The organism is Empedobacter sp. 225-1, assembly GCF_030328185.1.
Classification (GTDB): Bacteria; Bacteroidota; Bacteroidia; order Flavobacteriales; family Weeksellaceae; genus Empedobacter; species Empedobacter stercoris.
Genome location: NZ_JACALO010000010.1, coordinates 61,459 through 74,544, shown reverse-complemented (window position 1 = coordinate 74,544; position 13,086 = coordinate 61,459). Strand labels below are relative to the sequence as shown.

Annotated in this window: 14 protein-coding genes; 5 read left to right on the top strand and 9 right to left on the bottom strand. The window is 31.7% G+C overall.

What is annotated here, in order from left to right; all coding sequences use genetic code 11:
- Positions 1–139: 139 nt before the first annotated feature.
- Positions 140–1,051, top strand: coding sequence for a DMT family transporter (locus HX088_RS04720; RefSeq protein WP_286483573.1), 912 nt, complete (start codon positions 140–142; stop codon positions 1,049–1,051).
- A 33-nt stretch (positions 1,052–1,084) separates the two neighbouring features.
- Here HX088_RS04720 and HX088_RS04715 read toward each other — a convergent pair whose 3' ends face one another.
- From HX088_RS04715 to HX088_RS04705, 3 genes are all read right to left on the bottom strand, one after another.
- A complete protein-coding gene (locus HX088_RS04715) occupies positions 1,085–3,091 on the bottom strand; it encodes a flavohemoglobin expression-modulating QEGLA motif protein (RefSeq protein ID WP_286483572.1) in 2,007 nt (668 codons plus the stop codon).
- Positions 3,088–4,068: a glutathione synthase gene (gshB, locus tag HX088_RS04710; RefSeq protein ID WP_225541762.1), complete on the bottom strand. Its 981-nt coding sequence runs from the start codon at positions 4,066–4,068 to the stop codon at positions 3,088–3,090. Before gshB ends, HX088_RS04715 begins: the two co-directional genes overlap by 4 nt.
- Positions 4,069–4,245: 177 nt before the next feature.
- Positions 4,246–4,761 (bottom strand): TlpA family protein disulfide reductase, encoded by a 516-nt coding sequence (locus HX088_RS04705; protein WP_286483571.1) that lies wholly within the window; start codon positions 4,759–4,761, stop codon positions 4,246–4,248.
- Between the two features lie 112 nt (positions 4,762–4,873).
- On the opposite strand from HX088_RS04705, the gene pth reads away from it, so the two are divergent.
- From pth to HX088_RS04690, 3 genes are read left to right on the top strand one after another with little or no spacing between them, the layout of a single operon-like run.
- Positions 4,874–5,440 carry an aminoacyl-tRNA hydrolase gene (gene pth, locus HX088_RS04700; RefSeq protein ID WP_171622549.1) on the top strand — a complete coding sequence of 189 codons (567 nt, stop codon included), beginning with the start codon at positions 4,874–4,876 and terminating at the stop codon, positions 5,438–5,440.
- Positions 5,430–5,843, top strand: coding sequence for a rhodanese-like domain-containing protein (locus HX088_RS04695; protein WP_286483570.1), 414 nt, complete (start codon positions 5,430–5,432; stop codon positions 5,841–5,843). The genes pth and HX088_RS04695 overlap by 11 nt, the downstream gene beginning before the upstream one ends.
- Positions 5,843–6,088 carry a DUF3820 family protein gene (locus HX088_RS04690; protein WP_260541278.1) on the top strand — a complete coding sequence of 82 codons (246 nt, stop codon included), beginning with the start codon at positions 5,843–5,845 and terminating at the stop codon, positions 6,086–6,088. The genes HX088_RS04695 and HX088_RS04690 overlap by 1 nt, the downstream gene beginning before the upstream one ends.
- On the opposite strand, the gene HX088_RS04685 is transcribed toward HX088_RS04690, so the two are convergent.
- The 5 genes from HX088_RS04685 to HX088_RS04665 all read right to left on the bottom strand — a co-directional run bounded on the left by HX088_RS04685 (position 6,061) and on the right by HX088_RS04665 (position 9,223).
- Complete coding sequence (locus HX088_RS04685; RefSeq protein ID WP_260541280.1) at positions 6,061–6,510, bottom strand: GNAT family N-acetyltransferase; 450 nt, start codon at positions 6,508–6,510, stop codon at positions 6,061–6,063. The genes HX088_RS04690 and HX088_RS04685 overlap by 28 nt on opposite strands.
- Positions 6,511–6,698: 188 nt before the next feature.
- Positions 6,699–7,265, bottom strand: coding sequence for a nicotinate (nicotinamide) nucleotide adenylyltransferase (gene nadD, locus HX088_RS04680; RefSeq protein ID WP_171622552.1), 567 nt, complete (start codon positions 7,263–7,265; stop codon positions 6,699–6,701).
- Positions 7,266–7,341: 76 nt separating this feature from the next.
- Positions 7,342–7,926, bottom strand: a complete 585-nt coding sequence (locus tag HX088_RS04675) for a Maf family nucleotide pyrophosphatase (RefSeq protein ID WP_188319566.1) — start codon at positions 7,924–7,926, stop codon at positions 7,342–7,344.
- Positions 7,927–7,937: 11 nt separating this feature from the next.
- The gene (locus tag HX088_RS04670) at positions 7,938–8,462 is read right to left on the bottom strand and encodes a KdsC family phosphatase (protein WP_171622554.1); all 525 of its coding nucleotides are present in this window, start codon (positions 8,460–8,462) and stop codon (positions 7,938–7,940) included.
- On the bottom strand, positions 8,459–9,223 hold the full coding sequence (locus tag HX088_RS04665; RefSeq protein WP_171622555.1) for a Rossmann-like and DUF2520 domain-containing protein: 765 nt from the start codon (positions 9,221–9,223) through the stop codon (positions 8,459–8,461). Before HX088_RS04665 ends, HX088_RS04670 begins: the two co-directional genes overlap by 4 nt.
- Positions 9,224–9,411: 188 nt before the next feature.
- On the opposite strand from HX088_RS04665, the gene HX088_RS04660 reads away from it, so the two are divergent.
- Positions 9,412–11,811, top strand: coding sequence for a TonB-dependent receptor (locus tag HX088_RS04660; protein ID WP_286483569.1), 2,400 nt, complete (start codon positions 9,412–9,414; stop codon positions 11,809–11,811).
- A 94-nt stretch (positions 11,812–11,905) separates the two neighbouring features.
- Here HX088_RS04660 and HX088_RS04655 read toward each other — a convergent pair whose 3' ends face one another.
- Positions 11,906–13,075 carry a dicarboxylate/amino acid:cation symporter gene (locus tag HX088_RS04655; RefSeq protein WP_396127095.1) on the bottom strand — a complete coding sequence of 390 codons (1,170 nt, stop codon included), beginning with the start codon at positions 13,073–13,075 and terminating at the stop codon, positions 11,906–11,908.
- Positions 13,076–13,086: the final 11 nt, after the last annotated feature.

Genomic DNA, 13,086 nt, shown 5'->3' with positions numbered 1-13,086 from the left:
AAATGCTACACCATATTTTACTTTTCTTGTCATAAAAAATGCCCCCAAAAGTGTCTAACTTTTTGGGGGCAGTGTACCAGAATCGCTTTTTTTATTTTTATAACACTTAAATAAAATTAACACTTAAATTCTTTTTATCTTGAAAGACATCAAATTATTGATTGCTGTATGCATAGTTGCGATTGTTTGGGGCACAACTTTTCTCGGAATTCGTGTAGCTGTAGAAACAATTCCTGGATGGTTTGTTGCTGGAATTCGTCAATTTTTAGCCGGAATTATTATGTTAATCATTTTAATTTCGAAAAAAGAATTAAAATGGATTGGATGGAAAAACCTATCTTATCAACTTATTTTTTCTACGCTTATGCTAATCGGAGCAAATGGGTTAATGACAGTTGCAGAAGAAAATTTATCAAGTAGTTTAGCAGCATTAATTAGCGCTACTTCTCCTATTCTCGTTTTTTTAGGAAGTATTTTTATTGGTTTACAAAAATTTAGTTACCGCGGATTTTTAGGTGTTTTACTTTGTTTTGGTGGAGTAATTTTTATTTTTTGGGATGGAATTCAAGAATTAGCAAATCCAGAATTTAGAACTGGAATTATTTTGCTTTTTTGTGCGATTACAGGCTGGGCATCAGGAACTATTTTCACGAAGAAAATGAATATTCAATCTAAGAATATTTCATTAAACCTCTTTTACCAATTTATGTTTGCTGGAATTGTCCAAATTATTTTTGCTTTAGTTTTTACAGAAAATTATAATTTCGAGAATTGGAGTATAAAAAGTATCTCTGCAATGATTTATTTAGCAATTTTTGGCTCTGTTATCACATTTTTCTCATTTCATTATGCATTAACAAAAATTTCTCCAATACAAGTTTCAATCCTCTCCTATTTTAACACAATTATTGCCATTATCTTAGGTTGGTTAATTTTAGACGAAGAAATTTCAATTAAATTTATATTTGCTACAATTCTAATTATTTGTGGGGTTTTTATAACAAATTACAAACCTGAAATGTTTAAAAATAAACGATTAAAAACTAATTAAAATAAAAAAGCGAGATAAAATCTCGCTTTTTTATTAGTCTTTAATTCCATTAAAAATATATTGTAAAATTGGATTAATTTCTGGGTTTTCAAGATGTTTCTTGAAAATTTTTGTGTAATACTTTGGTTTATTAATCATTTTTCGTTCTACTAACTCATCAATCGTATCAATATATTCTACTGATGTTTTACCAATTAATAAATTATCCAAAGAACGTCCTTGATCAACATAGTTCAAAATTGTTTTTAAACCTTTTAAATAAAGCGCATCTTTCGTGAAACCACCACCTCGATACACACGAGTTGACAAATAAAAAGCATCTTCTGCTTGCATTTTATATTCTTCCATCAATGTCATAAATGTTTCGTTGAAAGATTTTCCGTTTGTCAACATATGAACTGCCATTACGCGCAAACCAAGTTCTCTCAATCGGCTATGATTAATAGAATCAGAATAATATTCACTTAAAATCGCTAAACCTTCTTGCGTTAACGTATTAACAGGTAAACCAATGCTAAATATTTTTAATGGTTGATCCAATGCATTCATCGTCGTCACCATGTGTACACCAATTTCGTGTTCAATTAAACCATTTGTAAAACGTTTATCGAATTTTACACCTCGCTTAATCACCACTTTTTTCTTGCTGTTAATCACAAGCGCTTTTGATGCAATATCATCCGAAACTTCAATATCAAACTTGAAACCGTAATCATTTGTTGCATTTCTAAATAAATTTACAACTTCTTCTTCGGTATAATCACCTTGTTTATCCATCCTAAATTCAGGACAATACAGTATGAAATTCGCATTTTCGATGTCTTTTTTAGTTGGTTCACCAAAATAACGCAACGAATTGTACAAGAATTTATCTGTCCCAAGATTTGCCAACAAATCTACCTTATCAAAATAGGCATTGATAGTATTCATGTACATGTTTTGAATACTGATATCATTGATTTTTTCGACTTTAATATTTGATAATTTTCGTTTAAATTCGAATGGATCAATATTTAGAGGATTGTACTTAAATTGAGGTTCGTATGTATATTTAGAAGCCAAGAATTTCTTTTTTTCAAACTCTAAGTTTATTGGATTGATAACACTTAACAATTCAAAATTCTGAACCAATTGATACAATTGTTTGTCAATTTTCACCAAATCAGATTCCAATTCGTTGTGCAGAATATTCACTTGTTTTGATCCTACTTTATAGGTTGTTTCTGTTTTTACGAATTCATAAGCATGATTTAAAATTGCCGATTTAAACCCTTCTTTTATTTGATTGATAATTTCGGGGAAAGATTCTCCCGTCAATTCATCACAATAAATTTTAGAAACCTCTGTCGCTAATACCAATGTATTTTTGAAATTAGTTGTCACAAATTCTAACAAATAACCACGTCCGTAAAAAACATCGTTTATAGCCGAATAATTATGAATATTTTCTATTTCAATATTTGCCAATTCATCGCGCCAACTTTCAACATATTTTCCATAACGTTCGTTATCGATACGTTCAGCTCCAATATTAAAAACAGGAACTGGACGATCCCAACGCTTCCAGTTGTAAGAATGAATATCGTATACCAAACACGATTTAAACTTAGATTCGAGCTTACTGATTAAAGCTTGTAAAACTTCGTAAAAAGCATGGTGTTTTGCACTACTTTTTTGTTTTTGAGAAATAGATAAAGGCTCTTTCCAAACTTGTTTTCCCCAAGCTTCTTCGTACACAGCATTTTCTGGACCACGGTTTAAATCGTATTCAAATCGAGAATCACAACCTTGAATTAAGATTGGGAAAGTTTCTACAAACTCGGCTGTATGAGGATCTTCTTCGTACCAACGCTCGTAATTACTCAATAAACATTTTTCTCGAATATCTTCGCGCATTTGTCCACCATCGTGAATGGCAGCACAAACGTAAGGAATGTATTCGTCAATTTTTATTTTGAATGAGTCGTCTTCTGCATAAGCTTCAAATACAATTTCGTTCTCAATATTATCTAATATTTGCTGTATACTTAAGGATTTCATGCTTTAAATTCTTTATATTTCTCCAATAACATTGATACAATTTGTTTCTGTATCTCGTTGTTATTGTTTACATTGTTATGAGGGACAATTCCCCCAGGACTTACGACATTTAATTCAACCATTTTTCCGTTAATCAAATCGATTCCGCAAAAATAAATTCCATCTTCATTTAATTGTTTCCCTATTTTACGGCACAATTCTAATTCATGCTCACTCATATCATGTTTAATTGCAGAACCACCAGCCGAAATATTAGAACGGTGATCACCATCTGCAGGCACACGCATAATAGCGCCAATAGGTTCTCCATTAATCACAATTGCACGAACGTCTCCTTTTTCTGCACCTTCAATATAATTTTGACAAATAATAGGTTGAGAAATTCCAGAATGATTGACATAAAAATCGCAAATCGAGCTTAAGTTACCAATATTTTTTCGTTCGAAAAGAATTACACCTTTACCTCCCATTCCATCTAATGGTTTGATGATAAATTTTTCGAATTTATTTTCTTCAACAAACGATTTAATTAAATCGATATCTTTCGTAATAAGCGTTTGAGGAACAATTGTTTCCTGACCATCATCAAAAGAAGCAGCGTATATTTTGTTATTTGCTTTACGTAAACCAGAAATTTTATTGACGAAAAAAACTTTATCTTCGATTAATTCTAACATGTTCAATAAAAGCGGATCAATTGGTGGATCGGCTCTCATAAAAATCATATCAAACTCGGTTAAATCTTTGATACTACTTTCAAATTTCATGGTGTGATAAAATTCTACACAATCCGTTGTGTCTGTAGTAATCATCTTTCTGCAGTTACCTACAACTTTGCCTTTGGCAATAGAGATATCTTTTTTTGTTAAATAGGATACTTCAAAACCACGATCTACGCATTCTTTAATAATTCGCATAGTGGTGTCTTTTCCTGGTTCAACCTTGTCCCAAGGATACATTACGAAGCATATTTTCATATAAATATAAAGGGTATTAAAATCAATGCAATAATAACTAAAAGTTTGATATAAAAAATGCTCTACAAAAAATTATAGAATATTTATTTTTATTCTATGAAAGGTATTGATTTTTAGCAATTAATAAAAGAAAAGGGTGATTGATTTTTCAATTTCAATCACCCTTAGGTTGGTAAACTATTTATTTCGTAAAAGATCAATTGTTTCCTGAACTTTTGGATCATCAGCTTTTACACTGTAGTAATTTGCTATTTTTCCATTTTGATCAAGAACCAAATATCTCGGTATCCAATTTAGATCAATCCCTATGCCAAAATTACCCTTCCAATTGTTTCCTAAGTAAAAGTGTTGACCCTCAATTTGATATTTTTCAATTCCATTTTTCCAAGCTTCTTCAGACTTATCCATTGAGAGATAAACAAATGTTACATCAGGATTTTTTTCGTGTAATTTTTTCAACGAGGACATATTTTTGATACAATCTCCACACCAAGTTGCCCATAAATCTATCAAAACAATTTTACCTTTATTGTTCGAAACAATTTTTTCGATGGTTACTGAATTTCCTTCCAAATCAACTACGCTATCTTGTAAAGCTGCTGCAGGAAATTCAGTTTTCATTAGTGTTGGAATTTTCTGAGAAAAGGCATTCATCCCAACAAATAATATTAAAACGCTAATTATTTTTTTCATGATAATTTTTTATCGATTTCATGTCTTTTCAAAACCTATACCAATTTAGTAGATTTTAAAGCGAAGTTAAATATTTATTCCGAATGATTGTAAAAAGATGTAATTTTGTTGCATGCAAAAATATCTGATTATTGGGCTAGGAAATATTGGAGCTCAATACGAAAATACGCGTCATAATATTGGTTTCAAGGTGGTTGAAGAAGTTGCTAAAAAAACTGGAGCAAAATTTTCTCCTTCTAATTTTGGCGATGTAGCACAATTTAAATATAAAGCGAGACCTGTGACGTTATTAAAACCAAATACTTATATGAATTTGAGTGGGGATGCAGTTCGTTTTTGGATGAAAAAAGAAAATATATCGTTAGAAAATATATTTGTCATCACCGATGATTTGAATTTACCATTTGGAACAATTCGTATGCGTGGAAAAGGAAGCGACGGTGGGCACAATGGTTTAAAAGATATACAGAACAAAGTTGGTGGTCAAAATTATGCGAGATTACGCTTTGGTGTAGGAAACGAATTTTCGGAAGGCAGACAAGTTGATTATGTTTTAGGAGAATGGTCGGCAGAAGAAAACGAAAAAATGAATGAACGATTAAATTTGGCTGCAGATGCTGTTTTATCGTTTATTTTTCAAGGATTAAGTAACACAATGAATCAATATAATGGTAAATAAAATTTTAGGAATCGCAATGATTACAGGAACTCTATTTTTAGGGTCTTGTGCAAATAGTTCAACTATAACTCATGAAAAACAAGCTAAAATAGAAGAAATAACTTCTACATTAGACAATGCTTCGGAGGTTAATTTGAAGAACAAAAAGAATGTTTTGTTAGACGTTCGTACACCAGAAGAGTATGCTGAAGGTCATGTTCCTGGTGCAATTAACATCGATGTAAAAAATCCTAATTTCGAAGAAGAAATTCAAAAATTAGATCCAAAGAAAAATTATTACATCTATTGTAAATCTGGCGTTCGTGCAAAATTAGCAACAGAAAAAATGCAAGAAAAAGGGTTCAGTAATGCAAACAATTTCAAGGATGGAATGTCAACTTACAAAGGAACTGTAGCAAAATAATGGAAGGATTTCGTCCCGAAATATTAAAAGAAATTGTCACAACTAAAATGCCTTTCGGTAAATACGAAGGGCGTATGTTGTGCGATTTACCTGTATCTTATCTTGAATGGTTTGTAGGAAAAGGTGGATTTCCGAAAGGAAAATTAGGCGTTTTATTATCGACTGTTTACGAAATAAAATTAAACGGATTAGAAGACATTATCTACGAATTGAAACGTCAATTTGGTTCAACTTCCCATTCATAAAAATTCGCATCATCGCGCAGTATAAATCCAGCACTTGGATACAACGAATTACCAATCTCATTTGTAACACTGGTTTCTAACAACATCGCACAAGCATCAGTTTTTCTGCATAATTTTTTTGCTTGATCAATCAATTCTCTTGAAAAACCTTGACCTCTAAATTCAGGCGAAACAAATAAATCATTCAACATCCAAAAACGTTTCATTCGAGTAGATGAAAATAAAGGATACAATTGTACAAAGCCAACTGCATTCTCTTTTTCGTCAAAAGCCAAATAAATCACCGATTCGTTATTGGCAATTCTCTCTAACAAAAATTCTTTTGCACCTTCAACATCACTTTCTTTATCATAAAATTGGCGATAGGCATCAAATAATGGTGCTAATGTTTGTAAATCATTTATTGTAGCTTGTTTTGTCATGCAATATTTTTTATAAAAATCGTGATTTCATATGAATTTTCACTAAGTAATATTAAGTTTATGTTTTAGATGAGAAGCAGAAATCAATTCAGCTTGACAAAGTTTATGAATCATTCTAAACTTGTTTCAGAATCACATAAAGTTTAAAATTATCACATCTCCAAATTAACTAATTTGCTCATTAAAAACTATCCATACAAATTACTTCCATCCAAATATTCCCAAACTTTATTAGGTAACATTGGTTTGATATTTTTTTCATCTTTGATTGCATTTCGTATAAATGTAGACGAAATTTCCATCAAAGGCGCTTCGACCATTTCTACATTGTCAAAATTTTCTTCTTGCGAATAACCAGGACGCGGATAAACATAAAATTGGTAATCGCGCATTAAAATCTCAGCATTTTTCCATTTCGAAATTCCATCCAAATTATCAGAACCCATAATTAATGCAAATTCGTGTTCAGGGAATTTTTCTTTCAGATGAATTAACGTATCAATCGTATAAGATGGTTTTGGTAACGTAAATTCAATATTGGATGCACGTAGATTAGGATAATCTTTAATCGCTAATTCAACCATTTCTAATCGGTCGTATTCATTTGCCAACGAACTCTTTTTCTTCAATGGGTTTTGAGGCGAAACCACAAACCAAACCTGATCCAAATCGGTGAATTGTTGAAAATGATTGGCAATAATTAAATGTCCGACATGAATAGGATTGAATGATCCAAAATATAAACCGACCTTCATAAAATTGATTTTTTAGAAAAACAAAAATACGATAATTGTAGAATAAAAAAATCCAGCCGAAGCTGGATGATATGATTTAGAATTTCATTAACTCTTTATATAGCTTGTGCGTTGGCAATCCCATTACATTAAAATAACTACCATTCATATTATCAACACCAATGTAGCCAATCCATTCTTGCACACCGTATGCACCGGCTTTATCGAAAGGTTTGTAATTGTCGATATAAAAATAAATTTCTTCATCTGTTAAATCTGCAAAAGTAACTTGGGTTTCGTCAGAAAACGTGACTTCTTTTTTTATAGAGCGAATGGTAACCGATGTGTAAACAGAATGTGTTTTTCCGCTTAATTTTTTAATCATCTCGTAAGCTTCTTCTCTATTCGAAGCTTTTTCTAACGATTCATCATCTACCCAAACCGTTGTATCCGATGTAATAATTAAATCATTTGGTTGAATTGCTGTATAAGCTTTTGCTTTTTTTGCAGAAAGATAATCGGTGATTTGAGCTTTCTTCAATTCGTTGCGATCAAAAGTTTCGTCAATATCCAATGAAATTGTTGAAAACTGTAATCCTAATCCTGCTAAAAGTTCTTTTCTTCTTGGCGATTGTGATGCCAGAATGATAGTGGTATCTTTAAATTTTTCGGTTAATAACATTTTAAATTCCTTTATACCGAAGCAATTTCTTCAGCATTATACCATTTATTTTGAACTTTTAAGATTTGTTCCAATAAATCGCGAACACAACCTTTTCCACCGTTTTCAGGTGAAATATATTCAGATGCTTTACGTACATCCATACATGCATCGTTTGGACAACAAGCCAATCCTACCAAATTCATTACAGCTAAATCAGGGTAATCATCGCCCATATAAGCAATTTCATCAGGGTCTAATCCGTAAGAAAAAAGTAAATCTTCGAAAGCATCTACTTTATCACGTTTATTCACGTAAATATCTGTTAAGCCTAAATATTTTAAACGATTAACTACAGCTTCATCTCTTCCTCCTGTAATTACTGCAATACGAATTCCTTGTTTAATGGCTAATTGCATGGCATAACCATCTCGTGTATTCATTGTTCTCACCATTTCGCCAGTTGGTAATAAAATTAAATTACCGTCTGTCAAAACTCCATCTACATCTAAAATAACCGTTTTGATGTTATTTAGTTTCTCTTTATAACTTATCATTTTTCGTAAACTCGTTTAATTGAATCTGTCATTATTTGGTAAATCTGTAATAATCTCGAATCGTCTTGAAGGGCTTCTAAATGACGATCAATAATCACTTGATCTCCGCGTTTTGCTGGTCCAGTTTGAGCATCTTTCGGATTCATTTCAATTACTTTGTTGGCAGTTTCTTGAATTAGCGGCAACAAAACATCGAACGGCACATTATTCTGTTCGCATATATTTCCAGCGATATAATATAAATGATTGACAAAATTATTTGCCCAAACACCTGTCATATGCACTTGCATTCTGCTCGCAAAATTCAACACATGAACTTCATTGGAAATACGATTTCCTAAATCATTTAATGTTTTTAAATCTTCAGGATTTTCGGCTTCGATAAAAAATGGAATATTATCATAACGCATCGTTCTTTCTTTCGAGAAAGTTTGCAACGGATAAAAAACTCCTTTACGATAATCTCCTTTCAACACAGACATTGGCGACGAACCTGATGTATGCACGACTAATACATCATCGTATGGGATATAATGCGAAAATTCTTCGATACCAGAATCCGCACTTGCGATAATGTAAACATCTGCTTTTTCAATTTCAGATATTTTATCAGTGTACGAAATTCTATTTGCTTCGCCTATTTCTCTGGCATGCTCTAATGTTCTATTGAATATTTGTCGAACATTGCAAGTGTTTTCGATTAATGCACGAGTTAAATGAAATGCAACATTACCTGCGCCTAATATGACAATTGAACTCAATGTTTTAGCAATTTTTGAATTAATATTAATTGAATGATAAAAGTAAGTTTTTCAGTTGAGGAAATAAAATTTTAAAAAAAATTATAATTGTTGTAACAATTTTTTAATTCTTGCGTCTTATTAGGTAAAAGTTCGGATCATTATAACTTTGTATTATGTAAAACATAGTACTATGCAAAATATCAACTATGAAATTAAATAAAATTACTTTAGCTATTCTTTTCTCCGTTTGTTCTATTTACGGATTTGCGCAGGAGCATCATCCTGTGAAGGGAAAGATTGAAAATGCAAAAAATGAATCTGTAGCTATGGCTGCAATTCAGATTTTTAAAGCTGATTCAAAAGAATTATTTGATGAAGTTTATGCTAATGAAGATGGAACATTTGAAATTCCAGATTTAGAAGACGGAAATTATCGTTTGGTAATTACAGAATTTGGCTACCAACAATCTGTGACAACAGCAGAAGTAAAAGGAGGTGAATTAAATTTAGGAAATATTGTTTTACAAGCTTCATATACTGAGACAGTAGAATTAAAAGGTGCTTTTGTACGTGCAGAAGTTTCGCAATATCGCAACGAAATTGACAAACGTGTTGTAGAAGTAGGAAATGATTTAGTGTCTGCTGGAGCGAACGCAGCTGCTGTTCTTAATAACATTCCGTCTGTTAATGTGGATCAACAAACAGGTGAGTTATCTCTAAGAGGAAACGAAAATGTAAAAATTTATATCGACGGTAAACCTTCTTCTTTATCAGCTTCGGAAGTATTAAAACAAATTCCTTCTAATCAAATAAAAAGTGTAGAAATTATAACCAATCCTTCTGCAAAATATGAAGCAGACGGGAAATCTGGAATCATTAATATTGTCATGATAAAAGGTCAGAAAAAAGGATATAATGTTACGTTAAATACAGGTTATGAACAAGGTAAAAAAAGTCGTTTCAATAATTCATTAACTGCAAATGTAAATATAGGTTCATTTAACTTTTTTGGAAATTATAGCTACAACAAACGTCCAAGCGAATTTCATGGATACTTAGATAATTATGATTCTAAACGTTGGCAAGCGATTGATATTTTGAATAAAGATGAAAGTCAAGCAGCTAAATTCGGATTTGACTGGTTTATTGATGATAAAACAGCTTTAACAGTTTATACCAATCAATGGTTTGGAGAAGGACATGGTGAAATTGGTTCGGACATTATAAAAACAGATGTCAATACTCTTCACCCAAATAATTCTAATTTTGATGGAGATTGGAAAAGTCAAGACTATAGTTTAAACTTTAAACGTGATTTCGATAAAAAAGACCACAACATTGTTTTAGATGCATTTTTCTCTCAAGCGACAAATACGGATTGGCGAAATATGCACAATACTTATCCTGAAACAGAAAATTATTACGAAGATCGTGATTCTAAAACGGATAATGTTCGTGTAAATTTAGATTATACAAATCAAATAAAAGATGGCGGAAAAATAGAAGCAGGATTGCAATTTCGTCGCGAAAAAAATAACAATACGTTGCTAACTGATAGACGAATTGATATCGAAAACACCTTAATTGACCCTAGTACAGATTTTGATTTCACGAGAGATTTCCTTTCTGCATATGTAAATTATGGTCAAAAATTCGGGAAATTTGGTATGCAATTAGGATTACGAGCAGAACAATATAAAGACAAAGGAAATTATTTTTACAATCAAGAAACGAAGAATATTGATAAAGATAAATTAGATTTCTTTCCATCTGCATTCTTAACATACGATGTATCAGAAAAAGGACAAGTTTCGTTGAATTATAGCCGTCGAATAGATCGTCCAGGAATCAGACAATTATCTCCAGTAGCAGAATGGTCAACTCCATTAATGTCAAGCATTGGAAATCCAGAATTAAAACCTGAATACACAGATAATTTTGAAGTTGGATATTTACAACGAATTGGTAAAAATTCTATTTCGGCTAATGTATTTTACAGACATGTACAAGATAATATTTTCCGTAGTGTATTGGTTGATGATACAAATTCAGAAAAATTCATCCAATTATATGAAAACTACGATAAAGTAAATGCATATGGTTTCGAATTAGCGTTTAATCTTGTTCCAACAAAATGGTGGTCATCAAATATTAGTGGAGATTTTACACACAATACAATGGTTGTTGCCAGAATGGATGAATTTAAAAATCCATACACAGCAGAAATAGACGCTAATCGTTTGACAGCTCGTATGAACAACACATTCAAAGTAACGAAATCAATTAGTTTACAACATTTCTTTATGTACTCAGGTAAATACCGTTTTGTACAAGGAGAAATGCAAGATATGTGGCGTATGGATTTAGGTGCACGTTACACATTTATGGGTGGTAAAGCTGCTTTAAGTGCTCGTGTAAGTGATATTTTCAGAACATTTTACGGACGTTTAGAAATGTACGATCCTGCAAGAGGTTACGGCAATTTCCGTTGGGAAGCTCAAACATTAAATATTGGTTTTACGTATAATTTCGGTGGAAAAGTGCGTTCTCGTGCAGAAGCTCAGAGAAATAAAACAGAAAATCAAGGTGGTGGAGTAGGGTTCTAATCAACAAGTACATTCCTCATTTATATATTTTTATAACTAAAAAAGCGTTCTAAATTAATTTTAGAACGCTTCTTTTATATCATTAATAGTTTATTTATTGAACTTCTTTCTTAAATAACTTATTTAAGGTTACGGCAATTGCACCGTCTCCCGTTACATTACCTGCAGTACCAAAGCTGTCCATTGCAATATAAAGTGCAATCATTAATGCTTGATTTTCTGCATCAAATCCTAACATCGAAGCGATAATTCCTATTGCTGCCATAATTGCTCCACCAGGTACTCCAGGCGCTGCGACCATTGCGACACCAAGCATCATCATAAATCCAAAAAATTGAATAAAATCGATTTCCATTCCTTGAATTAGCATTAATGCTAAACAACAACAAACGATTTTTAACATCGAACCAGATAAATGAATCGTTGCGCACAAAGGCACTGCAAAATTTGCAATTTCTTCTCGAACTCCAATTTTCTTTACTTGCGCAATTGTAACCGGAATTGTTGCAGCAGATGATTGCGTTCCTAAGGCTGTAAAATATGCCGGCATCATCAATTTTAACATCGTCAATGGATTTTTCTTTGCAATTGATCCAGCAATAATAAATTGAACAAGTAACAACAAAATATGTAGAACGAAGATGACGCCAATTATTTTTAAAAATACATTCATAATCGTAAATACTTGTCCAGAATAAGACATATTCAAGAAAATTCCGAAAATGAAAATTGGTAAAAGTGGAATAATTAAGTTTTTAATTAAATAGGTTATAATCGTTTCAAAATCATCTGCAAAATTTCCAAAAGTAGAATTTTTTAATCTTGATAATCCAATTCCGAAAAGGAATGAAAAGATTAAGGCTGGCATTACACCAAATAAAGGAGGAAATTCGATTGAAAAATAAGGTGCAAATTCTTTCGCTTTTTCTGCTAAATTTATTTGTCCTGTTTGATTTTCTAATAGAGTAGGAAATACAGACATGCTTACAGAATAACCTAATAGTCCTGATAATATAGAGGAACCATAAGCGATTAATACTGTCGTAAACAATAATTTTCCAGCAGTTTGTCCCAGTCTCCCAATTGATGGAACAATTAATCCGACAATAATTAACGGTATTAAAAAGTTGAGTAATTCGCTAAAAAAGTCATTAAAAGTCATAAATATACGACCAATAGCTTCTGGTATAATTCCGCCAAGTGCAATTCCAAGCACAATGGCAAGGATCACTTTTACGAGTAAATTGTCTTTAAGTTTGTGCATATCCAAATTTA

What these genes read in the sequence shown, in the direction of transcription:
- nadD (WP_171622552.1), bottom strand. Translation starts at nt 7,265, where the DNA reads ATGAAGGTCGGTTTATATTTTGGATCATTCAATCCTATTCATGTCGGA.
- HX088_RS04690 (WP_260541278.1), top strand. Translation starts at nt 5,843, where the DNA reads ATGGAAGGATTTCGTCCCGAAATATTAAAAGAAATTGTCACAACTAAA.
- HX088_RS04685 (WP_260541280.1), bottom strand. Translation starts at nt 6,510, where the DNA reads ATGACAAAACAAGCTACAATAAATGATTTACAAACATTAGCACCATTA.
- HX088_RS04670 (WP_171622554.1), bottom strand. Translation starts at nt 8,462, where the DNA reads ATGATAAGTTATAAAGAGAAACTAAATAACATCAAAACGGTTATTTTA.
- HX088_RS04655 (WP_396127095.1), bottom strand. Translation starts at nt 13,075, where the DNA reads ATGCACAAACTTAAAGACAATTTACTCGTAAAAGTGATCCTTGCCATT.
- HX088_RS04660 (WP_286483569.1), top strand. Translation starts at nt 9,412, where the DNA reads ATGAAATTAAATAAAATTACTTTAGCTATTCTTTTCTCCGTTTGTTCT.
- gshB (WP_225541762.1), bottom strand. Translation starts at nt 4,068, where the DNA reads ATGAAAATATGCTTCGTAATGTATCCTTGGGACAAGGTTGAACCAGGA.
- HX088_RS04715 (WP_286483572.1), bottom strand. Translation starts at nt 3,091, where the DNA reads ATGAAATCCTTAAGTATACAGCAAATATTAGATAATATTGAGAACGAA.
- pth (WP_171622549.1), top strand. Translation starts at nt 4,874, where the DNA reads ATGCAAAAATATCTGATTATTGGGCTAGGAAATATTGGAGCTCAATAC.
- HX088_RS04705 (WP_286483571.1), bottom strand. Translation starts at nt 4,761, where the DNA reads ATGAAAAAAATAATTAGCGTTTTAATATTATTTGTTGGGATGAATGCC.
- HX088_RS04695 (WP_286483570.1), top strand. Translation starts at nt 5,430, where the DNA reads ATGGTAAATAAAATTTTAGGAATCGCAATGATTACAGGAACTCTATTT.
- HX088_RS04675 (WP_188319566.1), bottom strand. Translation starts at nt 7,926, where the DNA reads ATGTTATTAACCGAAAAATTTAAAGATACCACTATCATTCTGGCATCA.